Annotated in this window: 22 protein-coding genes and 7 pseudogenes; 9 read left to right on the top strand and 20 right to left on the bottom strand. The window is 36.0% G+C overall.

From position 1 onward, the window contains the following. From OOL03_RS04725 to OOL03_RS04705, 5 genes and pseudogenes are all read right to left on the bottom strand, one after another. Positions 1 to 942: pseudogene (locus OOL03_RS04725) on the bottom strand (DUF4815 domain-containing protein); the annotation flags it as partial. A 27-nt stretch (positions 943 to 969) separates the two neighbouring features. Further along, positions 970 to 1,829, bottom strand: a protein-coding gene (locus tag OOL03_RS04720; RefSeq protein WP_264707019.1) for an IS630 family transposase whose coding sequence is annotated in 2 segments (ribosomal slippage) — positions 970 to 1,505 and positions 1,505 to 1,829 — 861 coding nt in all. Because the reading frame shifts where the segments join, the coding sequence is not laid out codon by codon here. 217 nt (positions 1,830 to 2,046) lie between these two features. Beyond that, entirely contained in the window at positions 2,047 to 2,421 is a 375-nt protein-coding gene (locus OOL03_RS04715) for a helix-turn-helix domain-containing protein (protein WP_264375450.1), read from the bottom strand. Positions 2,422 to 2,443: 22 nt separating this feature from the next. Beyond that, on the bottom strand, positions 2,444 to 2,773 hold the full coding sequence (locus OOL03_RS04710) for a helix-turn-helix domain-containing protein (protein ID WP_007549995.1): 330 nt from the start codon (positions 2,771 to 2,773) through the stop codon (positions 2,444 to 2,446). A gap of 51 nt (positions 2,774 to 2,824) precedes the next feature. Continuing rightward, positions 2,825 to 3,769, bottom strand: a complete 945-nt coding sequence (locus tag OOL03_RS04705; protein ID WP_264707126.1) for a hypothetical protein — start codon at positions 3,767 to 3,769, stop codon at positions 2,825 to 2,827. Between the two features lie 177 nt (positions 3,770 to 3,946). On the opposite strand from OOL03_RS04705, the gene OOL03_RS04700 reads away from it, so the two are divergent. Beyond that, positions 3,947 to 5,029, top strand: a complete 1,083-nt coding sequence (locus OOL03_RS04700; protein WP_264707125.1) for a hypothetical protein — start codon at positions 3,947 to 3,949, stop codon at positions 5,027 to 5,029. 148 nt (positions 5,030 to 5,177) lie between these two features. Here the strand turns inward: OOL03_RS04700 and OOL03_RS04695 are convergent, their stop codons facing one another. From OOL03_RS04695 to OOL03_RS04680, 4 genes are all read right to left on the bottom strand, one after another. Further along, positions 5,178 to 5,540 carry a helix-turn-helix domain-containing protein gene (locus tag OOL03_RS04695; protein ID WP_264707124.1) on the bottom strand — a complete coding sequence of 121 codons (363 nt, stop codon included), beginning with the start codon at positions 5,538 to 5,540 and terminating at the stop codon, positions 5,178 to 5,180. A 1-nt stretch (position 5,541) separates the two neighbouring features. Further along, entirely contained in the window at positions 5,542 to 5,877 is a 336-nt protein-coding gene (locus OOL03_RS04690; RefSeq protein WP_143689034.1) for a helix-turn-helix domain-containing protein, read from the bottom strand. A 104-nt stretch (positions 5,878 to 5,981) separates the two neighbouring features. Further along, positions 5,982 to 6,641: a JAB domain-containing protein gene (locus OOL03_RS04685; protein ID WP_143689033.1), complete on the bottom strand. Its 660-nt coding sequence runs from the start codon at positions 6,639 to 6,641 to the stop codon at positions 5,982 to 5,984. 84 nt (positions 6,642 to 6,725) lie between these two features. Then, positions 6,726 to 6,848 (bottom strand): hypothetical protein, encoded by a 123-nt coding sequence (locus tag OOL03_RS04680; RefSeq protein WP_255317433.1) that lies wholly within the window; start codon positions 6,846 to 6,848, stop codon positions 6,726 to 6,728. Positions 6,849 to 6,970: 122 nt separating this feature from the next. Between OOL03_RS04680 and OOL03_RS04675 the strand changes: the two genes are divergently transcribed. The 3 genes and pseudogenes from OOL03_RS04675 to OOL03_RS04665 all read left to right on the top strand — a co-directional run. Then, positions 6,971 to 7,810, top strand: a complete 840-nt coding sequence (locus OOL03_RS04675) for a polysaccharide deacetylase family protein (protein WP_264707122.1) — start codon at positions 6,971 to 6,973, stop codon at positions 7,808 to 7,810. Further along, complete coding sequence (locus OOL03_RS04670; protein ID WP_264707120.1) at positions 7,765 to 9,339, top strand: penicillin-binding transpeptidase domain-containing protein; 1,575 nt, start codon at positions 7,765 to 7,767, stop codon at positions 9,337 to 9,339. Before OOL03_RS04675 ends, OOL03_RS04670 begins: the two co-directional genes overlap by 46 nt. A 652-nt stretch (positions 9,340 to 9,991) precedes the next feature. Next, a pseudogene (locus tag OOL03_RS04665) lies at positions 9,992 to 10,834 on the top strand (phage terminase large subunit); the annotation flags it as partial. 28 nt (positions 10,835 to 10,862) lie between these two features. On the opposite strand, the gene OOL03_RS04660 reads toward OOL03_RS04665, so the two are convergent. Then, positions 10,863 to 11,722 (bottom strand): IS630 family transposase gene (locus OOL03_RS04660; protein ID WP_264707034.1). Its coding sequence is split into 2 segments (ribosomal slippage): positions 10,863 to 11,398 and positions 11,398 to 11,722, totalling 861 coding nucleotides; the frame shifts between segments, so codons are not numbered across the junction. Positions 11,723 to 11,783: 61 nt separating this feature from the next. Here OOL03_RS04660 and terL point away from each other — a divergent pair. Continuing rightward, positions 11,784 to 12,395: pseudogene (terL, locus tag OOL03_RS04655) on the top strand (phage terminase large subunit); the annotation flags it as partial. Positions 12,396 to 12,467: 72 nt separating this feature from the next. On the opposite strand, the gene OOL03_RS04650 reads toward terL, so the two are convergent. Further along, positions 12,468 to 13,474, bottom strand: a protein-coding gene (locus OOL03_RS04650) for an IS630 family transposase (protein WP_264707118.1) whose coding sequence is annotated in 2 segments (ribosomal slippage) — positions 12,468 to 12,965 and positions 12,968 to 13,474 — 1,005 coding nt in all. Because the reading frame shifts where the segments join, the coding sequence is not laid out codon by codon here. Positions 13,475 to 13,957: 483 nt separating this feature from the next. Further along, positions 13,958 to 15,007, bottom strand: a complete 1,050-nt coding sequence (locus tag OOL03_RS04645; RefSeq protein WP_182320464.1) for a class I SAM-dependent methyltransferase — start codon at positions 15,005 to 15,007, stop codon at positions 13,958 to 13,960. 101 nt (positions 15,008 to 15,108) lie between these two features. Here OOL03_RS04645 and OOL03_RS04640 point away from each other — a divergent pair, with 101 nt between their 5' ends. Together OOL03_RS04640 and OOL03_RS04635 are read left to right on the top strand one after the other, a co-directional pair. After that, positions 15,109 to 15,480 carry a hypothetical protein gene (locus OOL03_RS04640; RefSeq protein ID WP_022626336.1) on the top strand — a complete coding sequence of 124 codons (372 nt, stop codon included), beginning with the start codon at positions 15,109 to 15,111 and terminating at the stop codon, positions 15,478 to 15,480. Beyond that, positions 15,481 to 15,765, top strand: coding sequence for a DUF2610 domain-containing protein (locus tag OOL03_RS04635; protein WP_010962783.1), 285 nt, complete (start codon positions 15,481 to 15,483; stop codon positions 15,763 to 15,765). 6 nt (positions 15,766 to 15,771) lie between these two features. On the opposite strand, the gene dapD is transcribed toward OOL03_RS04635, so the two are convergent. Continuing rightward, the gene (dapD, locus tag OOL03_RS04630; protein ID WP_264373994.1) at positions 15,772 to 16,602 is read right to left on the bottom strand and encodes a 2,3,4,5-tetrahydropyridine-2,6-dicarboxylate N-succinyltransferase; all 831 of its coding nucleotides are present in this window, start codon (positions 16,600 to 16,602) and stop codon (positions 15,772 to 15,774) included. A gap of 75 nt (positions 16,603 to 16,677) precedes the next feature. Here dapD and OOL03_RS04625 point away from each other — a divergent pair, with 75 nt between their 5' ends. Together OOL03_RS04625 and rpe are read left to right on the top strand one after the other, a co-directional pair. Beyond that, complete coding sequence (locus tag OOL03_RS04625; RefSeq protein WP_010962781.1) at positions 16,678 to 17,106, top strand: zinc-ribbon domain-containing protein; 429 nt, start codon at positions 16,678 to 16,680, stop codon at positions 17,104 to 17,106. Between the two features lie 94 nt (positions 17,107 to 17,200). Then, positions 17,201 to 17,881: a ribulose-phosphate 3-epimerase gene (rpe, locus tag OOL03_RS04620; RefSeq protein WP_264707117.1), complete on the top strand. Its 681-nt coding sequence runs from the start codon at positions 17,201 to 17,203 to the stop codon at positions 17,879 to 17,881. 143 nt (positions 17,882 to 18,024) lie between these two features. On the opposite strand, the pseudogene OOL03_RS04615 reads toward rpe, so the two are convergent. From OOL03_RS04615 to OOL03_RS04585, 7 genes and pseudogenes are all read right to left on the bottom strand, one after another. Further along, a pseudogene (locus tag OOL03_RS04615) lies at positions 18,025 to 18,436 on the bottom strand (IS66 family transposase); the annotation flags it as partial. Between the two features lie 28 nt (positions 18,437 to 18,464). Next, positions 18,465 to 19,324 (bottom strand): IS630 family transposase gene (locus OOL03_RS04610; RefSeq protein ID WP_264707019.1). Its coding sequence is split into 2 segments (ribosomal slippage): positions 18,465 to 19,000 and positions 19,000 to 19,324, totalling 861 coding nucleotides; the frame shifts between segments, so codons are not numbered across the junction. 75 nt (positions 19,325 to 19,399) lie between these two features. Beyond that, positions 19,400 to 19,516: pseudogene (locus OOL03_RS04605) on the bottom strand (tRNA pseudouridine(38-40) synthase TruA); the annotation flags it as partial. Positions 19,517 to 19,587: 71 nt separating this feature from the next. Then, positions 19,588 to 19,710, bottom strand: a pseudogene (locus tag OOL03_RS04600) (IS630 transposase-related protein); the annotation flags it as partial. Positions 19,711 to 19,766: 56 nt separating this feature from the next. Then, positions 19,767 to 20,721 (bottom strand): annotated as a pseudogene (locus tag OOL03_RS04595) (IS66 family transposase); the annotation flags it as partial. Positions 20,722 to 20,833: 112 nt separating this feature from the next. Next, a complete protein-coding gene (gene ribD, locus OOL03_RS04590) occupies positions 20,834 to 21,916 on the bottom strand; it encodes a bifunctional diaminohydroxyphosphoribosylaminopyrimidine deaminase/5-amino-6-(5-phosphoribosylamino)uracil reductase RibD (RefSeq protein ID WP_264707116.1) in 1,083 nt (360 codons plus the stop codon). Beyond that, positions 21,916 to 23,115: a deoxyguanosinetriphosphate triphosphohydrolase gene (locus OOL03_RS04585; protein WP_264707115.1), complete on the bottom strand. Its 1,200-nt coding sequence runs from the start codon at positions 23,113 to 23,115 to the stop codon at positions 21,916 to 21,918. The genes ribD and OOL03_RS04585 overlap by 1 nt, the downstream gene beginning before the upstream one ends. Positions 23,116 to 23,129 lie beyond the last annotated feature (14 nt).

The following is a 23,129-nucleotide window of genomic DNA, read 5'->3' as shown; positions in this document are numbered from 1 at the left end:
TTATGCAGTAGGCTGAATGACAACACCATCAAACTTTACCTCCTTAAGCCTTTCACCTGGCTCAAAACCTTCAATTTCAAAATTCTGTACTGCTTCTCTCATAAATTCAGCTTCATATGAAGTACTTGACATCAGCTCTGTTGTTTCTTTAACATTAAATGCTCTGGTTATTGGACTTTTCCAATTCGTGGTAACCTCCGTCCAGTGGTCTATATTTTTATTGAGAGTAATTTGTGCCGGAACTGGATCAAAAGCTTGATACGGATTAATTCTTTCTCCTTTAGTCTGTAAGAGCTGTTCTAGTACCGGCTCAAGTTCATACGGTAACAAATGAGGTTCTTTACCTCTTTCAACATCAATAATTTCCACATCTATAGGTAAAATTAATTCCTTGTTTACTATCGCTGCAGACTGCGAAATTCCTTGATCACGCATATCATCATCAAAGAATGAATCAACAAATACTCCTTTTTTGGTAGTAGGTTCTCTTGAATTTGCATCATTGCGTAAACGCTCCTGTGCAACAAGTGCATAAAGATCATTTATTCCTTTTTTCATTGCTTCAAGCTCATTCATCGGTACAGCATGAATAGCATTATTCACTATTTTTACCCCTTCACCTTTTTTCCACGTCTGATGAATGTAGCAGAGCAAAAGTTGTCCAGAAGGTGCTTTAGGCATCGATGGTCGCCAAGGGTGAGCTATGCCTTTTATCCTTCTTATTGCGCCTTTTGCATCTATAGTAATTAAATCAAAGCGGGGCATTTTCCAGGTGTAATCAATCAGAACCAAGCTGTTATCAACGGCACCTCTTACTTTACATCCCTCTTCACTTATATCTTCAGGGCTTACATGAGTGCGACAGCGGTAAGTGATTTGATAACTACTTCCAGGAGCTGGTTCTTTGCCAGGTAATGACCAATCAACATTTCCTGCATTTATAGCATTTCTCATAATAGTCCAAACAGGTCATAGGAAGGCAGAATCAACAGCACGAAGAAAGGATTCGAATAGAGGAATGTTTTTCCTGGCTCTGTTTTTTATAGCAAACCAATGATGCTCAATTTTGTTGAAATCTGGAGAATAAGGCGGCAGATACAAAATTTCTGCACCAACCCCTTTAGCAAGCTCGATAATCTTATCAGACTTATGAAAAGTAGCATTGTCAAGAATGACAGTCTGTCCAGGTTCCAAGATCGGTGTCAAAAATTGCTCAAACCATCCATTAAAAACATCCATATTACAGTGGCCTTCAAAGGTTAACGGAACAACTATCTTTCTTCCACTTAAGGCTGCAACCATACTGATTCGTTGAGTTTTCTTTCCAGATTTTAAGGCATAAAACCGCCGTCCTTTCTGGCAATATCCGTAGGGGTAGTCTTCGGTGTTATCAATGCCAGACTCATCTATATACACTAAGTTTTTAGGTTCTTTTGTCGCTATAATTTTCAAAAATTCAGCACGTTTTTCTTCGTTTCTTTCCTTGTATCCATATGTCTTTTTTTGCGCGTAAATCCAATTTTTTTAAGGGCTCGATAGATCGTTTGGATACTAACGTTGTTCCAAAGTTTAGCCATTTCCGATAGAGTCTTTCCTCCGTGTTCTCTGGCAAATTTGGCAAAGGTATCCCAGTCGGTAATTTTGTGATTGTAACCCCCATTTCCAAGTTTTTTTGATTGAAAGTCTCCTGTTTCTTTTCTTCTTTGCTGCCACTCCCATAAAGTAGTTCGTCCAATCTTAAATCTTGCTGCCACTGTTTCTCTGCTTTCTCCTTCGTCTAGCGCTTCCATTGCTTTTTTTCTTAAATCATAACTATATGCTGCTGGCATTCAACCTCCTTATCATCATCTATCCTTATCCTATCACATCCGGACTTTTATCGAAAGAGCTATAATATTCTAAATCTCAATATTTTATGGTGCAGGTTTTGATTTTTAAAACATTATACTTTGTGTAGGGTATAACTACACGCATCAAAGTGAAAGAAAAGCAAAATGATGAAGAAAATGAAAGTTTAAGTTTTCTTCAACGACTCAAGGAGAGAATTTATGCTTTAAAGCCTGTATTAGCAAGAGCCTTAATCACTAAATGAACAATGTCACGCAGAGTTTCATCCTCAATTTTTCTATATTCCCTCACTAGCTTTGATATTTCTTCGCTGCCTACATCGCTATGGAAGGCCTTATCATGTAAGTCTTCAGAGGCTTTGGTAAAAAAATACGACATATCAACCGATAGTACTTCTGCTAATTTATATAACCTATCAACTACAAGCCTAATCTCTCCGCTTTCATATCCTTGTACATGCTGAAATGAAATTTCAAGCTTTTTTCCTAAGTCTCTTTGACTAAAACCACACATTAGCCTTCTTTTCCTTATTCTTTCCCCTATTTGTTTATCGATAGGATGTTGTATAGTCATTTTACGTATCAGGTAATATTAACTATGTATTGTCACTTTGAGAAAAAGATTTTACCAATATATAAACTGCACTACGTAACCTTTTGCTCTTAATTTCGTTATATCCTTTGACTAACTTTAGTATTTCTTCATCATAAGCTTCATGTGAGTCAGTGTGCATATCAGTAAAAAAGTTAGCAACATCTATCGATAGTGCTTTTGCTAAATCATATAATCTACTGGCCAAAACACAATTTGAACCATTTTCGTACTTTTGTATCTGTCTATACGAAACACCTATTCTCTTTCCCAATTCGGTCTGTGTCAAAGCACGATCTAACCTAAGTTGTTTTATTTTTTTACCTAATTGCACTTTTCACCTCTTATTCAAATTTACAACAAATTTTATGAAGTGGAAAAAAAGCTAGCAAAGTAATTGCTTTAATAATTTCTGCCTCTCGCTAATTAAATCGTTTGGCCTTACGTATTTTTTCTCAATTTCCCTCATCTCTTTTTCTCGTTCTGCAATGCTATTTCGTATTACTTCAGCCGAGTATCTGCTTTTGCCACATGCAAACTCTGATCTTAATCTTCTAACCTTATATTCGAGCTCAGCAAATCTTTCATGCTGCTCAAGAAGCTCTATCATGTGTTTGATTTCAGAATTTAGCTTTTTTTCCTCAACATCTCTCACAATAAAAGAAAGCAGAAGCTTATCTATTTGGTAATCAATATTTGGTTGAGTAGCAAATAGATTGATCATAGCTTTTACATCAGTAGGATTTGCAACTAATAAGCTAAAATTACTACATAAAAAACTATAGAACTTTATCGTCTTCTCAAGATAATTTTTCATATCTTGTGATAATTGTAATTCTTTGTGAATTCCTGACAGCAATATTTCCAATTCTTCCAAGTATTCTAGGTCAAAATTACCTACTTCTTTAGGTAAAAGGATCATTAGTAGCTTTTTTACGAGTTCAACATCATTTGACTTAACTGCATTATAAAGAGCTTTTCCCTTATCTTCTTTTAAATCATAAAGCTCTGATGAGTTATCTATGCTGAATAGATATTCAGTGTTTCCTTTAGAACAATAGATTAAAATGTCTATTTCTCTTAGCGGGTGATCATCATTAAACTTTTCTAACAACTCTTTATCGGTAGTTTCCTCTATTGCTACAGCAGCTTTACTGATCTTTTTCAGTTCAGAAACATTATCTCTTGAATTTTCAAGTATGTTTTTAGCTTTGTCTAGCAGCTGCTCATATAGAATTATTTTTTCTTCATTATCAAGTAGCTGACAATGCTTCTTCAACTTTTCAGTGGAGTAAGACAAGAGATCCATTTCTTTCAGTTTTACAATCACAATACCCAACTTTGATTGAAATTGAAATAATTTTTACAAGATGTGTTTTTCTAGTGTAAATGCCCGTAAAACTTGTTATTATAATATACAGTAAATTAATAAGTCGTACAATATTAACAATTAAATAATATTTATCACGATATGATCGAATAGTAATGAAATTAAGTGAGGGTTACAATGAAAAAAATAAATGGTAAAAAATTGCCTAGTAAAATGTTAAAAGCGGTAGAGCGAATAGCAAAAGAAGGGTTATTACCTAATTTTATAAAAGCTGCTCCAACAGCGAATAAAAAGATTAGTAAATTACCTGTCTTAACATATCCTGAGGAGCTCAATCCATTTCGATCAGCTTTATGCAGGACAAGACTAAGTGAGTATGAAAATATGAAACTAAATGAATTCCTGGAAAAAGCTATTGCAGCTAAAAATATAAACGAGTTAAGTAAAGTTATCGATGAAGCTTTGGACTTAGGAATAAGAATAAATGCTGCCAATGAAGATGGCTTTGGCTTCGCTAACGTTACAATGTTTAAGATGTATCGTGATGAATTCAAAGGGAATAAACAAGAGGATATAATCAGGAAGTTAGCATTAAATGGAGCAGATTTTAATGTACAAGTTGATAAGAAAATAACTGAAATTCATCAAAAGGTGCAAAAAGAAATTGAGCCACAAATATATAGTAGGCTCACAAAACTCAGGGAAGTTGGAGAGAACGCTACTATAGAAGGAACTGTTGAAAATGTAGAAATCGATAATAAGACCTTCTATATGGAATTTTCACATAGCTGCATAGTTGATGTTGCCAAAGTTGTAGAAGGTGCAAAAAATTTGGGCTTAAGTAAAGGAGACTTAAACCTTGGTGGCAATATTATAAAAATAGGTGATGGTGAAGTTGAAGTCAAAACTGGGAAAGGCGGTGAAAGAGACTACGTGGATATATCGGATAACAGTGCTTTTGCAGTCACATTTTATACTAGCCTAGGAGAGCTAAATTTAATGGTATATCATGACACAGCAGACTATCATCAAGTACAAATTGAGGTAGAAGATGAAGAAATGTGGAACGAGTTGCAAGAAATAGGAGAAATCGTAGGAAAGGGTTGTTTATTTGGTGGAATGTCTGTTAAAGAAACAGTAGAAAAAGGCAGCTTTACTAGATGTGAAAGGTGGGGAGACCAAAATTCTAAAAGTAGTGAGACTTTTTCTTGGGTGAATAAATTAAAAGACAACAAAACGACATCCGTAGGGCGTTCTTGATCGGAGGCTATGTTTTTACATAGCCTTAGCTATTGCGAAGTAAAGTAGTTTTTAACATTCAATCAAGTTTACCATAAATAATTTACTTTAACCAATAATTTTCTTGTAAAGGTGAGTTGGAAATACATTTAGGCATTATTACTTATTATTACTTATTGGCAAGCGCTTTTATTACTGAATGAACTATATTACACAATATTTCATCTTTAATTTTTCTATATTCTCTTACTAATCTTGATATTTCTTTGCTGCCCACATCGCTACGGAAGGCATTATCATGCAAGTCTTCAGAGGCTTTGGTAAAAAAATATGACATATCAACGGACAAAGCTTCTGCCAAATTGTACAGCCTATCAACTATAAGCCTTACCTCTCCAGTTTCATATCCTTGTATATGCTGAAATGAAATTCCAAGCTTTTTTCCTAAGTCCCTTTGGCTAAAACCACACATTAGCCTTCTTTTCCTTATTTTTTCACCTATTTGCTTATCGATAGGATGTTGTATGGTCATTTTACGTATCAGATAATATACTTTGAGAAAAAGATTTTACCAATATATAAACTACACTACGTAACCTTTTGCTCTTAATTTCGTTATATCCTTTGACTAGTTTTAGTATTTCTTCATCATAAGCTTCATGTGAGTCAGTATGCATACCAGTAAAGAAATCAGCAACATCAATTGATAGGGCTTTTGCTAAGTCATATAGCCTACTGGCTAAAATGCAATTTGAACCATTTTCGTACCTTTGTATCTGTCTATATGAAACGCCTATTCTTTTTCCTAATTCAGTTTGTGTCAAACCACAGTATAACCTAAGTTCCTTTATTTTTTTGCCTAATTCCACCTTTCATTACTAATTTTAGCTGTTCAAGCTTACATTGAATTTTGTAATTTATGAAGTAGAAAAAAAAGAAGGAGAGCTAGAGAACTCTCCCTCCGGTCTATAGGTTACAATAAACCACTGTCATAAAAACTAAAGTGGCTCTTCTGTGTTACAATTATATGATCTATCAATTTCATTCCTACATTTTCACAGGTTGCAGCTAATGTAAGTGTGTTATCCTCATCCTCCTTTGACGGTTCTATATCTCCACTTGGATGATTATGTGAAATTGCAACAGATGCTGCGTCAATCAGTAATCCCTGTTTTATTATTTCCCTCACATATAGAGGTACTCTGTCTATAGTTCCACAATCTTGAATATACTCATATATTAAATGACCACTTCGATCTAAGTATACCACTCGTAAGCTTTCCTTTCGTGACTGCCCTATTGCTGCTTTAAAGTATTTTAATAGCTCTTCTCTATTATCAAGAATCGACAGCTTTTTTAACTTACCTTTCAATATCCTATCGAAAATCTCTTTCAGGCAAAAGATACTTGCTATTGCTCCATCGTTCATTCCTGTAACATTTTTTAGCTCATGAAAATCAGCATTAATTACCCTTCCTAAACTACTAAAAAGCTCCATTAGCCTTTTGGCGACTTCTCTTCCTTCTGTACACGCGGATAGATTACGTTCCAGTAGCTCATGGTCAAGTAAAGACCTACCTCTACTTGATAGAATACGAGTTTCTAATTTCTCTTTTCTCTCACTATTATTCATAAAAACCTCCAAGATCAACATTATATACAAATTCAGCGCCAGCTTTCTGACGCAGTAGTTCTCGAGGAATAACCCTTTTGAACTCTAAATTTGCAATGTTGTCCTTGTTGCTTTAAAAGCTGGAATACCATTTGCCATATGAATTTGTGCATTGACATTTACTGTGCTAATTCCCTGAAGCGCAACGGTATTTATATTTGCAATCATAATATATTATATAAAATTGTTAATACAATATATTAAAGAAGCGATGAAGTAAAGGCTACAGCAATTAAAGATGGCTTAACTTAGCAAAAAAGTGTAGTATTCTATCACTTTGCTGATTACAAATGTTTATAAGGATAATCACTTTTTTCTTACTATATTCAAGTACGGCTTTTTGTAGTGATTGTAATTTTAATTTACCATACTGTGGGCTCAGTTGTAATCTAGATCTATCATATAGAAATTTAAGTAATATAAAAAAATTATTGAATAACGACGATAAGTTTGTTGCGCTTACGTTTGATGATGGACCTTCCAACAATAGAATAAACGATATTATTAATGTTCTGGAAAGCTATGAAGCAAAAGCAACATTTTTTGTGCTTGGTGAACGTATAAATGAAAAAACGTCTGAAATAGTAAAGAAAATTCATGAATCAGGTCATGAGTTAGGCAATCACTCTTGGTCGCATAGGAAGTTGACATCACTTTCAAGTGAGGAACAATTGCAAGAATTGGAAAAGACAAATACAGCAATTAAAAATGCAATAAAACAAGATGTAAAATGGTTTCGTCTGCCATATGGATGTTATGACGATAATCTGATTGAAAATACTGATCAATTAAATATGTATTCAATATTATGGACAGTTGATTCGCTAGATTGGCAAGGTGATAAGCCAGAAACTTTAGTTGAAAGAGTTTTAAGTAATGTACATAATGGAGCAGTTATACTGTTTCATGATCACAATAACAGGTCAAACACAATTGAAGCTTTACCTCATATTATTAAAATACTAAAAAAATCAGGTTATAAGTTTGTGACCTTAAGTGAGTGGGAAAAAAGGGTTTGTAATACGGTAAAAGCCAGAAGTGTAACAATAAAAGAGGGGAAAAAAGTGCGTTTTGAAGGAATGTTATGTGGACAAAAAACAAAGTCTTTAACCGCAGAGCATTCATATTAGGTGGTATTCAGCTTACCATTTCTGCGGTTTTTAGTTGCAGGTTATATAATTTACAAATACGAAACAGACAAAAGTACGAAGCACTATCTAATAGTAATAGAATAAGAGTTGCTACTATTATGCCTAAGCGGGGCAAAATTTTAGATAGGAATAGCATTGAACTTGCGGTAAACAAAATTTCGTATGTTGTTTTGTTTGATGGTTCTTGTAAGGAAGTTGATTTGCAGACATTATCAGAAGTCGAGTCTAAAATAGCAAAATCGTCAGAAAAAATAACTGCTCTTTATAAACGTTATTACCCGTTTGGTTCAATGTGTTCTCATGTAATCGGATATACAAAAAGACAGCAAGGCATAAGCGAAGTAGGAATCAGCGGTATTGAATATACATATGATCATATATTGAAAGGCAAGTCAGGAAAATCTGAGCAGGAAATAAATTCTAAAAAACGCGTCATAAAAGAATTATCAAGCATACCACAACAAGACGGACAAGATGTACAACTGACAATTGATATTAATCTGCAAGAGAAAACCGCAGAGGTATTTAAATATCACCAAGGCTCCGCAGTGGTAATTGATGTAAATAATGGAGAAATTTTAGCATTATATAATTCACCTTCTTACGATAATAATCTTTTTGCTAGCAGGCTATCAAATGAGACTTGGGAGAGCTTGAATGCTCCTTCATTGCCGCTCGTGAATCGTGCGTTATCATATCAAATTCCACCTGGTTCAATATTTAAAGTAATAGTTGCGCTTGCGGGTTTAAAAGACGGGATAATAACACCAGAAGAGAAATTCTCGTGCAAGGGCTATATGAAAATAGGTGAGCGGAAATTTCGTTGTCTGAAAAGCAAAGTCCATGGGTATGTATCTTTAAATGAGGCAATGGCATTATCATGCAACACTTACTTTTATAATATAGGGAAAAAAATAAGTGTAGACTCTCTGGTAGAAATGGCCAGAAAATTTGGTATTGGAAGTGGGCCACTGATTGGAACGTTTAAAGAAGAAGCTCCAGGGTTGTTGCCAGATAGAGATTGGCGTACACGAAAGCTATATTCGCAGTGGTATTTAGGTGACACTATCAACTTAGTTATAGGACAAGGGTATATGCTTACAACACCACTACAGCTTGCAGTTCTTGCAGCGAGGATTGCAACAGGAAAAGAGGTAATTCCCCGCATTAAGATGAATGAAACGATACAAGATTTTCCCGATATTGATGTGGATTGTGAGCATCTTAGCATAGTTCGAAAAGCTATGTTTGATGTGGTGAATTCTAAAACTGGAACCTATAAGAAAGGGCTAAGCGGTATACAAATTGCTGGCAAAACCGGTACACCAGAAATAAACTCTAAGGGCGAAAGTCATAAGTTATTTATCGCCTATGGCCCTTACCATAACCCGCGCTATGCAATCTCTGTGTTTATAGAACACGGCAAAGCCCCACGCCAAGATGTTGCTATAGCTAATGAAATATTTCAGTATATGCTTGAAACTATGAGTATTAAACTTCTTGCATAACCATATAACAAACTTTTATTGGGAATAGAAACGAAAAAACTTACTTGACACCCTTCGCCAGCGCCCTTATCATGATAGTGAAGCTATTGTATTTGCTTTCGCCAATCTGCAGATTAAAAGGTAAGGATTACTTAATGTATCGGCGTCTTATGTTCAATTTTTTGCAGTATATAGATACTGTATGTCTTTACAAAACTTCATCTACATCTAGATTTTTATCTAAATAAGCTGAACGCGCTTATAAAGCGTTACAAGACATCAAAAAATGCCAATACTCGACAGAGATAGTAAAAGACTAGCTAACTCGGGGATTCTTTGTCTTTTTTTCTGCTTAGTAAATTTCTTAAACATTTGCAGCGTAGGTTAGTTGCAATTAAAAGCGGCTGAATCTCGCTTGTCAAGCGTTTAAAACATAAAAAACGCCAATATTTTAAAGCGGATAATAACCCCAGGGTTTCTTTTGCCTTTTTTTTCATTTGGTAAATTTCTTAATATTTATAGCTAAACAACAACCGTCATCCCGCTACGTGTTAGCGGGATCTATGTTAAGAGATACCGCGAATGAATCGCGGTATGACGGTTAAGTAGGGTGTCATTCCAGTGCTCCTTTTTTTGTCATCCCAGCGTCACGCGTTGGTTTCAACATTATATCATGAACTTTCTAAAATTCATTGAACTGTGCTTTCAAACGGTAGTGCCGGGGTGTGAGTATAACGATTATCAGTATATAAAAGTCATAGCAGACAGGCTGGAAGCAGCGAGCGCTGGTGAAGTGAAACGAATAATATTCAATATGCCTCCGCGCTCGATGAAGTCCATGTGCATAAGCGTTGCGTGGCCCGCATGGATACTGGGAAACCAACCAACTGCGAGAATAATAGTTGCAAGTTATTCTCAGCGGCTCAGCGAAAAGCACTCGCTCGACACCAGGTGCGTGATGCAGTCTAGTTGGTATAGAGCGCTATTTCCAGAGATAGAACTATCCAAAGACCAGAATACCAAATATAAATTTCAAACAGTGCAGAGAGGATACAGAATCGCAACATCAGTTGGTGGAACACTAACTGGTGAAGGTGGTGATTTTATCATTGTGGACGATCCGCTCAGTTCTGCTCAAGCTTTGAGTGAAACGCTTAGAAAGCGTGCCACAAACTGGTTTGATCAGACTTTAGTAACCAGGCTGAACGATAGAAAAAAAGGAGTCATCGTTCTTGTAATGCACAGGCTACACCAGGAGGACTTAACTGGACACCTTCTCTCCAAGCCAAAAAACATATGGCATCATATTTGTTTGCCAATGATTTCTGAAAATAAGCAGGTTATTTATTCAATCAAAAAGCCAATACCTCCCGTTCCTATCATCCGAGTAGCTCAGCACTGTGCGACCAGGCGATTATATAATAAACCAGCGTCACCTGTAAGGATATTATATTCAAGAGAAGAAGGTCAGTTGTTATATCCCCTCGATGGAGGAAAAGAAGAAGTTGAGATAATATAGCATTTCTCATAATAGTCCAAACAGGTCATAGGAAGGCAGAATCAACAGCACGAAGAAAGGATTCGAATAGAGGAATGTTTTTCCTGGCTCTGTTTTTTATAGCAAACCAATGATGCTCAATTTTGTTGAAATCTGGAGAATAAGGCGGCAGATACAAAATTTCTGCACCAACCCCTTTAGCAAGCTCGATAATCTTATCAGACTTATGAAAAGTAGCATTGTCAAGAATGACAGTCTGTCCAGGTTCCAAGATCGGTGTCAAAAATTGCTCAAACCATCCATTAAAAACATCCATATTACAGTGGCCTTCAAAGGTTAACGGAACAACTATCTTTCTTCCACTTAAGGCTGCAACCATACTGATTCGTTGAGTTTTCTTTCCAGATTTTAAGGCATAAAACCGCTGTCCTTTCTGGCAATATCCGTAGGGGTAGTCTTCGGTGTTATCAATGCCAGACTCATCTATATACACTAAGTTTTTAGGTTCTTTTGTCGCTATAATTTTCAAAAATTCAGCACGTTTTTCTTCGTTTCTTTCCTTGTATCCATATGTCTTTTTTTGCGCGTAAATCCAATTTTTTTAAGGGCTCGATAGATCGTTTGGATACTAACGTTGTTCCAAAGTTTAGCCATTTCCGATAGAGTCTTTCCTCCGTGTTCTCTGGCAAATTTGGCAAAGGTATCCCAGTCGGTAATTTTGTGATTGTAACCCCCATTTCCAAGTTTTTTTGATTGAAAGTCTCCTGTTTCTTTTCTTCTTTGCTGCCACTCCCATAAAGTAGTTCGTCCAATCTTAAATCTTGCTGCCACTGTTTCTCTGCTTTCTCCTTCGTCTAGCGCTTCCATTGCTTTTTTTCTTAAATCATAACTATATGCTGCTGGCATTCAACCTCCTTATCATCATCTATCCTTATCCTATCACATCCGGACTTTTATCGAAAGAGCTATAAAAGCTGAACTTGGGAGTTACGCTTTTGCTGCTCAATATCAACAAAACCCTCTGCCGCTTTCAAGTGGTATAATTAAACCAGAGTGGTTGAAACGCTATAAAAAATTTCCTGATAATCTCTCGCATATAACACAAAGTTGGGATACTGCGGTTTCAACAAGTAACATGAGCAACTTTAGTGTCTGCACCACCTGGGCAAAAATAGATAATAAATTCTATTTACTCGACGTATATCGCGCAAAGCTTGAGTATCCAAAGCTTAAAGAACAGGTTTTGTCACTAGCTGCAAGATGGACGCCACACGCAATTTTAATCGAAGCAAAAACAAGTGGTCAACAATTGGTGCAAGAGCTAAAGACAAACAGTGATTTACCGATTATTGAAATAGTGCCACATGATGGTAAGCTCACTCGATTTCATCAAATTGTTCCGATTATAGAGTCTGGCAAGGTTTTTCTGCCACATCAAGCAGTATGGCTGAACGATTTTGAGTATGAGATTTTAATGTTTCCTGAAACTCGACACGATGATCAAGTAGATAGTACCGTGCAATATCTCCAGTGGGTGAGAAACAGTACCTCCAGGGTTGCAGCTATACGAGCATTGTGATTTGAGTCTACCAGTACTGGGATGACAGCTAGGAGACAACCGTCATCCCGCTGCTTGTTATACCAAAATCCATTACTGACCGAACAAATAAGAAACATTACAAACTCGTTTAATAGTAGTGCTGGAAATATTGACAATAAAATTACACAAAACATCTTCAAGTAAACCAATAGTATCGTAGATACTATTGCGTAAAGTATTGTATTTGATATATTGCCACAACCTTTCAACAGGATTCAGTTCCGGTGAATAAGGAGGCAAGTATATGATGGTAATGTTTTCCTGAATTTTCAAACTTTTTGATCTATGCCAACTTGCACAATCCATTACAAGAAAGGCTTCTTTCGTGCCTAAATCTTTCGACATCTGCTCCAGAAATATATTCATACAATCAGTGTTTACATATGGAGCAAGTAGGCTAATTTTCCTACCACTTCTTGGATTTACCGCACTGTAGATATAGAAATTCTGTCTACCAATTTTCATTTTAACCTGCGTTCTGACCCCTTTTTTAAACCATCCGTGTCCGATTTTTGAATGAGTCCCAAATCGTGATTCATCAAAAAAAACACCTCCCTTTTAGGGTGGAAATTGACTATTTTATTGAAGTATCTTTTAAACTCTTCTTGCTTGTTTTTATCTTGTTTATGGTGCATTGGCCTCGGTGTTATGTAAGAAAATTTCATCCTTTGTATCTCACGGTGCACTGTTGATTTGCTGATGTTTAGGCCAAATTCCTCTGAGATTTTTATTTGTACTTCCTTAATAGTAATATTTGGATTTCTTTCTACCCATATTTCAATTTGCTCACGTTGATTTTTGTTTAATTTGCTTTTTCTTCGCCGCTGAAACGGGGCAAATAATTTTTCTACTCTACCAAATTTTAGATGCTTTATCCATTCAGTCAAAGCAGTCCTTGAAATTTTACATATTCTTGCCACAGCGCTTATACTACTTTCTTTTCCTGCTATCACCGCTTGTAACTTTTTTGAAACATATGCGTTATTTCTTACCTTTTTTAACATTTCTTTCGCTAAATTTACAACTCTTTCGTCTAATAGTTTTGACCTTAATGCCATTCATACCTCGCTATTTCACTTACTTTAGTATGACTTTTTTTCCCATTATTCTCTATCTGTTCTTTGTATAGCGGGAATTGGTATTAGCGGGATCTAGAGATACCGCGAATGAATCGCGGTATGACGTAGGACTGCTGTTATTCCAGTGTCTGGGCACTGCCGTCTTGGATGGAAAGGCTGGATCCAAGTAGTCAGCTACTCGTATGACATCTTTGTGTTTGAGGCAAAACCAGCTATAACATTTCTTCGCAAACAAATGTTCGTACAGTTGTGGGTCGTGCACAACTCTATTCCTATAGTGAGTAGCTCCCTCCTATCTTATTTATATCATATTTTTAACTTACCCAATAACATAAATTACTTTAGCTATGCTATAGCTAAAGTGGCTTAGGTTTACTTACAATTTGAAAAACAACAAATTCGTCATTCCGCTACTCGTTAGCGCTGCGGCGGTATGATGTAGGGAAACCTTTCTTGGGTTAGCTATATCAATAGCATTGCTTTAAAAAGAGTGCCCATATTTTCAGTCAACCTTAAGAATTCACTAAAGATCCTATTCTTTTGTTCATCACTTGCGCTTTTCATTAAAGCCAGGGTTCTTTCTTTTATGCCAAAAAGATATAAAAATTCTCTTTGAGTTAAAATCTCGCAATCTACGTGTTTTAATGAATCTTTTAATGCTTGAAAGTTTACAAGTGCGGTAATATCACTATTACCAACATTCTCAAGAAAATTAGCATACTTATGTTGTTTTATCGATTGCAAAGTGCTCTTATATGCGGGGTATACATAACCGTAATCTACAATCAAAGCAGCTCCTTTATTATTATATATCTTCTTCTCAAGTTTTTTTAATATTTCAACCCCAACTGAACATATTTCCACCACTGCACCATTAAAAAATTTTCCATTTGTCATCTGAGTAGCTGACACTGGAATCCATGATTCTTTTTTTCTGGATTCCAGTGTCACGCACTGGCATGACACCAAGAGACTGCCATCATCTTGTTTTGTCACCATATTTTCATACCACCCCTCATCATGATATACAAACTGATCTATCGGAAGAGCGTCAAAGAACTCATTTGCTAAAAAAATGGTTGGTTGTTCTGGTAGGTTGTCAATATTTTTGTGCCAATTAACATCTAAGCTTTTTAATTTTTCCTTTTGTATCTTCCGTAAAGTAGGGCTTATTTCAACTAAGTGGATCAACATTGAATTAAAAAAGCTGCTGTACTTTTTAGTGACTCTTATTATATCGTGAATGAGTGTTCCTTTGCCTGGCCCAAGTTCAACTAGAGAAAATTTTGATGGCTTTCCTAATTTTTCCCATGTATGCATTATCCAAACTGCAATTACTTCACCAAATAATTGGCTGATCTCAGGTGCGGTAGTAAAATCACCATCCTTACCAAGCGGTAATTTACTTGTATAATAGCCGTATTTTTCATGGTACAAAACGGCATTCATGAAATCACTGATGGATATTGATCCTTGACTTTTGTCAATTAATTCGTGTATATAAGTGAGCATGTTATTAATAAATGTTTAACTATAGCGTGCCATAATATAAAATAGTAGAGTATTTATATATATAGTATAAACTTAAGTTTGTGAGTAATAGTGCTTCAGTTATGGACGACAAAAACACCGATTATGTTGCCCTTATACCTCAAGATGATAGTATTGAATACAAATTTGAAGAAGCTGTCAATTTTATAGAAAACAAGGTTATAAATGCTGATGGGCTAACTTTAGCGGAAGTGTTTCAAGTGCTAGTTCAAATGCTAAATGGTGATCTAGAATTGGTAAAAAAAGTACTAGCATGTGCTAATATTATGGCAAAGCATGGAATGAAGGTAGCAAAAGAGTCGCAATTAAGCAGAGCTGATGTTCGCCGAGCTTTGGAAGGTAGAGAAAGTGTTGTCAATAGACAAGATTTTATAAAGAAACCACCTCTTCCACCTGCTATAAAATCGACCAAAAAGAAAAGTAGAGGTCTTTAGATGGCTGAATCTATAAAAAAATTTACTGTACAATGTGACTTCAAAGGACAAAGTTCACCTTTTGCAATATACATAGGAAATCCAAAAAGTGATGCTCATCCAATTCATCATCAAGATTCCTGGCTTGTAAAAGAACGTGGAGGGAATATTCCTAATAAAGTAAAAGAAAGTCTACAAAAATTATATAAACTATCTCAAGAAAATGGAGTCTCTTTCTCAGAGTTATGCGCGTATGCCATTACTGTGGTTAGTAATAATGATAAAAAAAGTGACGACAAGGAGTAAGATAGTTTAATCCCTCAATATTTCATTTATAGAGATTTTCGATCTCGTCTTTTCATCCACTTTTTTTACTATGACTGCACAATAGGTTGAAATATTATTTTTAGATGGAATAGACCCTGGTACCACTACAGAATAAGGTGGCACTTCGCCGTAAAATACCTTGCTAGTTTCTCTATCAATAATCTTTGTTGATGCCCCAATAAACACGCCTATGCCAAGGACTGATCCTTCTCTCACTACCACACCCTCGGCCACTTCGCTACGTGCTCCAATAAAGCAATTATCTTCTATAATGACAGGTGAAGCTTGAATAGGCTCAAGAACTCCACCTATTCCCACTCCACCGGAAATATGACAGTTTTTTCCTATTTGCGCACAGCTACCAATCGTTGACCAGGTATCTATCATTGTTCCTGAATCAACATATGCACCAACGTTGATAAAACTTGGCATTAGAACAACATTTGTACCTATATAAGCAGATCGGCGAACAAAACACCCAGGAACTGCTCTAATTTTTAACCGGCGAAATTTCTCCTCATTCCATTCACTAAACTTGTTACCGATCTTATCAAACCAGCAATTGGTATTGTCTATTATTTTGCTTTCTTCAGTGAGAAAATGTAATAATATTGCTTGCTTTATCCACTTATGTACTACCCATTCTCCACTTGATAGCTTTTCTGCTACTCTAATTTTGCCACTATCAAGGAGCTCAATTACCTCTTTAATTGCTATTCTTGCTGTTTTCTTTAGATTACAGTCATTAAATTTTTCTCTATTTTTCCAAATATTTTCTATCTCACTCTGTGTTTTTTTTAGTTGCAAACCTTCCATTTGTTATATATATATTGATATTAAATTTGTAGCTCTGTATCACTTGAGCTTGTTACTACTTTATATGTAAGTGCTATGAAAATACAATGTAATAGTTGTACTAAAACTTACTTAGTATCTCCTAAGCAAATTGGCGCGTCTGGAAGAAAGGTAAAATGTACGAACTGCAATCACATATGGCATGAATATCTAGAAGAAGTGTCAAACAAATCGCACTCTGCTAATATACAGGAAAAAAAAGTTAGTGGAAGGAATTTTTTACAAAATCTAGCATTTACCACTCTAGCTTTTGCAACAGCTACAGGGTTATGCGTCGTAATTGCTAACGGCATCTTTCCTAGAGAGATGAACAAAGCATACAAAACGATCAGTTTATACAAGGATTCAATAAGCTATAAATTAGGGTACAAAAAAGAACAAACAGAAAGTCCAAATGTAAAAAAACTTGCTGTAAATAAGTTTTATCAAGACTACCTTTTTTTATCTAATTTAAGATCTAGTTAAATAGGCATACCGATATCGGTCTCTAGCTACTCAGATGGTGCTTAGGGTGACAGAGTTTTGAAAATAAGTTATTTTTTAGCAAAAAAGGCAGCTCATGAGTATTAAAATTGCACCTTCTATACTTTCAGCAGATTTTGCAAAATTAGGGGAAGAAGTAAGAAAAATTAGCGATTTAGGTGTGGATTACATACACATAGACGTTATGGATGGGAATTTCGTTCCAAATATTACAATTGGTCCTAGCGTTGTTTCTGCAATACGTAAATATAGCAATCTTCCTTTTGATGTGCATTTAATGGTCAAATCTCCTGGTAACCACATTGAAAGCTTTATAAATGCTGGTGCTGATATTATCACTGTACATGCAGAAGCAGAGATACACCTTGAGAGGTTGATAAGAAAGATAAAGTCATACAAAAATGTAAACGATGCAAAAAAACCGATTCAAACTGGAGTCTCAATTGTTCCTTCAACTTCCCCAAGTGTGCTTGAATATATAATACATGAGCTAGATATTGTGCTGATTATGACAGTCAACCCTGGCTTTGGAGGGCAGGAATTTATTCATTCACAGTTGAACAAGATATCTACTATAAAAAAAATGATACAGGAGCGTAATCTTAAAACACAAATTTCAGTGGATGGTGGAATTAACTTTTTTAACGCAGCTGATATAATAAAAGCAGGTGCAGATATTTTAGTTGCGGGATCGGCGATATTCAAGGCTGAAGATATTAAGAAGGCAGTAAACGATCTTAAAAATCCATTGTTGTGACCCTATATAGCTAAAGTGGCTTAGGTTTACCTACAATTTGAAAAACAACAAATTCGTCATTCCGCTACTCGTTAGCGGAATCTATGCTGAGATACCGCGGCGGTATGACGTAGAAAAACCTTTCTTGGGTTGTATCCGTTCAGCTAAGCGGTGTGAGAGATGATAGATAAGAGGTTTTGGAAAGGATTGAGACCCCTTTGTTTCCATGTCAAGTATAATGAAATTATCCGTTCAAGGAATGCATTTCCCCGCTTCGATTGGGTAAAATATGAATTTTTGCGATAAACGACATAATGCCGTATCTGCTGTTCAGCATGTTTGTTTGTCAGCGGAATGTTTTCTGGGTCATCTAAAAAATTCCACATTATTCTTTCAGATTTCAAAATATTTTTTGCAACTCGAGAAGCTCCAATTGCTTCAGGTAAACGGCTTCAAGTAATACCTTGTACGTTTTCGCAATTTTCTGGCACGTCTGGTAAATCTAAAAACATCTATCTCATTTTTTAGCAAGGCCTTTTTTAGTGCAAATAATTCAGTGGCTACGTTTCTTAAGTATAGCATTTCTCATAATAGTCCAAACAGGTCATAGGAAGGCAGAATCAACAGCACGAAGAAAGGATTCGAATAGAGGAATGTTTTTCCTGGCTCTGTTTTTTATAGCAAACCAATGATGCTCAATTTTGTTGAAATCTGGAGAATAAGGCGGCAGATACAAAATTTCTGCACCAACCCCTTTAGCAAGCTCGATAATCTTATCAGACTTATGAAAAGTAGCATTGTCAAGAATGACAGTCTGTCCAGGTTCCAAGATCGGTGTCAAAAATTGCTCAAACCATCCATTAAAAACATCCATATTACAGTGGCCTTCAAAGGTTAACGGAACAACTATCTTTCTTCCACTTAAGGCTGCAACCATACTGATTCGTTGAGTTTTCTTTCCAGATTTTAAGGCATAAAACCGCCGTCCTTTCTGGCAATATCCGTAGGGGTAGTCTTCGGTGTTATCAATGCCAGACTCATCTATATACACTAAGTTTTTAGGTTCTTTTGTCGCTATAATTTTCAAAAATTCAGCACGTTTTTCTTCGTTTCTTTCCTTGTATCCATATGTCTTTTTTTGCGCGTAAATCCAATTTTTTTAAGGGCTCGATAGATCGTTTGGATACTAACGTTGTTCCAAAGTTTAGCCATTTCCGATAGAGTCTTTCCTCCGTGTTCTCTGGCAAATTTGGCAAAGGTATCCCAGTCGGTAATTTTGTGATTGTAACCCCCATTTCCAAGTTTTTTTGATTGAAAGTCTCCTGTTTCTTTTCTTCTTTGCTGCCACTCCCATAAAGTAGTTCGTCCAATCTTAAATCTTGCTGCCACTGTTTCTCTGCTTTCTCCTTCGTCTAGCGCTTCCATTGCTTTTTTTCTTAAATCATAACTATATGCTGCTGGCATTCAACCTCCTTATCATCATCTATCCTTATCCTATCACATCCGGACTTTTATCGAAAGAGCTATAACTTTCTCACCACTAAAATTAAATATAGCATTTTCTATCTTCTCCTGGATTGAGTTAGCAGAGTGTTGCTGTTTTTGCCAACCAGAGAAATTACTACCATTATATTCTACCGTTATTTTGTATCGCACTGCATTACATCAAGCTCTATCTAAAATAGTCATTTTCTATCTTAACATAATTTATGGTCAAGCCTACAGTGCTGCCACTCCCATAAAGTAGTTCGTCCAATCTTAAATCTTGCTGCCACTGCTTCTCTGCTTTCTCCTTCGTCTAGCGCCTCCATTGCTTTTTTTCTTAAATCATAACTATATGCTGCTGGCATTCAACCTCCTTATCATTATCTATCCTTATCACATCCGGACTTCTATGAAAAGAGCTATAACAGCCCAGAACTTTAACTTCAACTATGTGCTAATCTTTCAAAATCTCTTGATAAATGTGCCCAACAGATTTGCCTGTTCTTATCGGCAAAGTAGTTGTATGCTGCGTACCTGTCGTAAGCTATTGCGATTGCAGAACTTACTATTTTGTAAAACCTTCATTCCTCTTGACTCTGTCAATTTTATAAAACTTGCTGTATTACTGGCAAACATCCAGCACCAACCAAGTTTACCTTTGTTATAATGGCTCGTTTCATCGATATGCAGAACTTCACTTTTACTTACTTCTTGCTCGATTTGCTCATATGCTTCTTGGCATTTTTCTGCAACTCTAGCCTCGCTATTTGACACGCTACCAACACTGATGTCCAGGTTGAAAATATTTTTTATAATATTTGCTACTTCTCTTTTCGAGTTCTTGTAAAATCCGCTCAGCGCCGCAATTGTTGACTTAACTTTTGGACCAAATGTATCCGCAGTAACACCTTCTGGTAGCCTGCTACTTTTTCTTTTTCCACACTTGCAACAGCGGCCATTGGTATTCCACAACATAAGGCTTAATTTCTGGCAAATCAACTTTTTGATGAATGTATGGCTCTTTCGATATCGCAATTTCTCCTCCGCACTCGCAAGAACTCTATTTTCACCACTTCATCTGCTTCCATTTTAGGGCGATACTTTCCTTCATGCCCAATCTGTGCCCCTATTTTCCTGTCACTTTTTTTCTTTTTCTTCTTTAGCTTGTATAACTCTTTTGAGCTCGGTATCGATGAATTTTGTGAATTCAGACCTAGTCTTTCTTTCAATTCAGCATTTTCGATTCTTAGCGCCTTATTCTCAGATCTAAAATTTTCGTTTTCTATCTCTAACCTCTTTATCTCTGCTTTTAGTTGCTCTATCTCTATTTTAAAGCTTTCACAGAGCTTGAGAAGACTAGCTAGTAGATTAGACATATTTACCACACATACTACTTGTGATATTATGTTTTTAGCACTCCTTGTCTACTTTTTATTTTACCGCTCCGCTGAACGGATACCTTTTTTTTACTGTTTGAGTATGTAAGGATTATGACGACCTATCCCAAACCTCAACTATATCCTCACTAAACTCTATTATCTTTGTTTTTTTAAACTGATAACAGTTGTTAATGAATTGAATCCCTAAATCTCCTACAAAAGGAGTGGCATCATTGCCTAAAATTTTACCACTGCGGCATATTATCAACCTGTTGATTAAATTACACTTTAATAGTTCTGTGATTAACACTCCTCCACCTTCAACTAATAATCTTGTTATACCAATTTCTGAAACAAGTTTTGATGCCATGTCCTTTAGGCAGGCTTTGCCTGCATCGTTTGAATTGACTTTCAAGTGGTTAATATTTTTTCTTTTTTCTTTTACTTCTTTATTTGTGATGACCCAAGTTATTACTTTGTCTGCAGTCTTTGCAATGTTATGCTCTTCCTTTAATCTCTCTTGACTATCTATAATTAGCCTTATTGGCGATCTACTTCCGAGTCCTGGTAATCTGCAAGTTAAGAGTGGATCATCATTAATAAGAGTATTGCTGCCAATCATAATTGCATCATATTTTGTTCTGAGCTCATGCACCCAGTTTCTCGTATTTTCACTTGTTATCCATTTGCTATCGCCTGTAAATGTTGCGATTTTTCCGTCAAGAGTTGTTGCGATTTTGCAAGCTATAAATGGTCTATGTAATTCTTTAGTGGTGAAAAAACCGACATTCAGTTCTTCTGCTTCTTTTTGCATAATACCTTGCTCAACTTCAATTCCTGCTTCTTTCAGAGCTTTAATGCCTCCACCTGAAACTCTACTATCTGGGTCAATAGTTGCAATTACTACTCTTTTTATGCCAGCTTTTATGATTTTTGCAGTGCAAGGCCCCGTGACTCTGTGATGACAACATGGCTCAAGAGTGATATATATAGTTGCGCCATGAGTTGAATCTTTAGCGTTTTGCAAAGCGACTACCTCCGCATGCGGACGCCCACCAATCCCTGTATATCCCTCACTAACAATTGTACCATCTTTTACAATAACACACCCGACAGCAGGATTTGGTGCAACATTTCCAAGATTTTTTTCTGCAAGCCTTAATGCAATTGACATGAAATGATCATCAGTCATTAGAAAGAAGTCATTTCGTATGAGGTATCAAAAATTCTTCTGTGCTCGTGTATAGCAAATCTATCTGTCATACCTGAGATATAGTCACATATTATTACTGAACGCTGAGATTCACAAGCGAGTTTGCTCCACTCTGTGGGAAGTAATCCTGGGTTTTCATAAAAACATTGAAAGAGTTCCTGTATTATGCGTTTTGCTTTGTTCATCGTTCTACTCAGTTTATAGCTTCTGTATATTTTCTCCATGTTGAATCTTTTCATTTCTTTTGTAGCATTCGCAACTTCTGGTGAAAATGTGACTAGCATTTTATTTAGACTTCTTACGTCTTCTACGCTTTTTATTTTGTGATCTTCAATATTTCTTTCAGTCTGAGAAACAACATCACTTATCATAGTTCCTATAGTTCCACTCAGTGATTCATGTATGAGTTTGCTCTGAGGCAATTCTGAATATCTGCTCCTTATGTCTTTAAACATTTTTTCAATTAAAGAAACATTCAGCAAATCTTCGATGGTTACTAAATTCGCCCTGAGTGCATCATCAAGATCGTGAACACTGTAAGCAATATCATCGGCAATTGAAGCAACTTGCGCTTCAATGCTTGAAAATTCTTCAAGTTTTAGATCATATTTTTTGTTGTATTCTAATAACAGCTGATTACTTGTAGAAGACTCCGCGTTTTGACCAAGCAAGGGACCGTTATGTTTTGCAACTCCTTCAATCACCTCCCAACTTAGATTCATACCATCAAAATCAGCATGTTTTTGTTCGAGGTAAGTTAAAATCCTTATAGCTTGAACATTATGATCAAACTCATACTTCTCGTTATCAAGATTCAAATCTTGAACTGATTTCTTTAGAGCATCTTCACCTGCATGACCAAATGGAGGATGACCAAGATCATGTGCGAGCGCTATGCATTCAGTGATATCCTCATTTAAGCCAAGTCTACGCGCAATGGACCTTGCAATTTGTGCAACTTCAAGGCTATGAGTAAGCCGAGTGCGATAGTAGTCGTGCTCATAATTGATAAAAACTTGTGTTTTGTACTCCAATTTTCTAAACGCATTAGAGTGAATGATACGGTCCCTATCACGCTGAAAGCAGCTGCGATTCTCATCTTCTGGCTCTTTGAAGTATCTCCCTTTTGTTTTGCTTGGAAAACATGCATAATTTAATAGAAAATTATTGTTTGACATGTAAAATTTCTACT

Source organism: Wolbachia endosymbiont (group A) of Acrocera orbiculus (genome assembly GCF_947250015.1).
GTDB classification, from domain to species: Bacteria; Pseudomonadota; Alphaproteobacteria; order Rickettsiales; family Anaplasmataceae; genus Wolbachia; species Wolbachia pipientis.
The sequence above is the reverse complement of the archived record's forward strand: the minus strand, read 5'-3'. Positions and strand labels throughout refer to the sequence as shown.

What these genes read in the sequence shown, in the direction of transcription:
- rpe (WP_264707117.1), top strand. Translation starts at nt 17,201, where the DNA reads ATGAGTATTAAAATTGCACCTTCTATACTTTCAGCAGATTTTGCAAAA.
- OOL03_RS04625 (WP_010962781.1), top strand. Translation starts at nt 16,678, where the DNA reads ATGAAAATACAATGTAATAGTTGTACTAAAACTTACTTAGTATCTCCT.
- OOL03_RS04585 (WP_264707115.1), bottom strand. Translation starts at nt 23,115, where the DNA reads ATGTCAAACAATAATTTTCTATTAAATTATGCATGTTTTCCAAGCAAA.
- ribD (WP_264707116.1), bottom strand. Translation starts at nt 21,916, where the DNA reads ATGACTGATGATCATTTCATGTCAATTGCATTAAGGCTTGCAGAAAAA.
- OOL03_RS04635 (WP_010962783.1), top strand. Translation starts at nt 15,481, where the DNA reads ATGGCTGAATCTATAAAAAAATTTACTGTACAATGTGACTTCAAAGGA.
- OOL03_RS04715 (WP_264375450.1), bottom strand. Translation starts at nt 2,421, where the DNA reads ATGACTATACAACATCCTATCGATAAACAAATAGGGGAAAGAATAAGG.
- OOL03_RS04685 (WP_143689033.1), bottom strand. Translation starts at nt 6,641, where the DNA reads ATGAATAATAGTGAGAGAAAAGAGAAATTAGAAACTCGTATTCTATCA.
- OOL03_RS04640 (WP_022626336.1), top strand. Translation starts at nt 15,109, where the DNA reads ATGGACGACAAAAACACCGATTATGTTGCCCTTATACCTCAAGATGAT.
- OOL03_RS04680 (WP_255317433.1), bottom strand. Translation starts at nt 6,848, where the DNA reads ATGATTGCAAATATAAATACCGTTGCGCTTCAGGGAATTAGCACAGTA.
- OOL03_RS04675 (WP_264707122.1), top strand. Translation starts at nt 6,971, where the DNA reads ATGTTTATAAGGATAATCACTTTTTTCTTACTATATTCAAGTACGGCT.
- OOL03_RS04670 (WP_264707120.1), top strand. Translation starts at nt 7,765, where the DNA reads ATGTGGACAAAAAACAAAGTCTTTAACCGCAGAGCATTCATATTAGGT.
- OOL03_RS04700 (WP_264707125.1), top strand. Translation starts at nt 3,947, where the DNA reads ATGAAAAAAATAAATGGTAAAAAATTGCCTAGTAAAATGTTAAAAGCG.
- OOL03_RS04645 (WP_182320464.1), bottom strand. Translation starts at nt 15,007, where the DNA reads ATGCTCACTTATATACACGAATTAATTGACAAAAGTCAAGGATCAATA.
- OOL03_RS04695 (WP_264707124.1), bottom strand. Translation starts at nt 5,540, where the DNA reads ATGACCATACAACATCCTATCGATAAGCAAATAGGTGAAAAAATAAGG.
- dapD (WP_264373994.1), bottom strand. Translation starts at nt 16,602, where the DNA reads ATGGAAGGTTTGCAACTAAAAAAAACACAGAGTGAGATAGAAAATATT.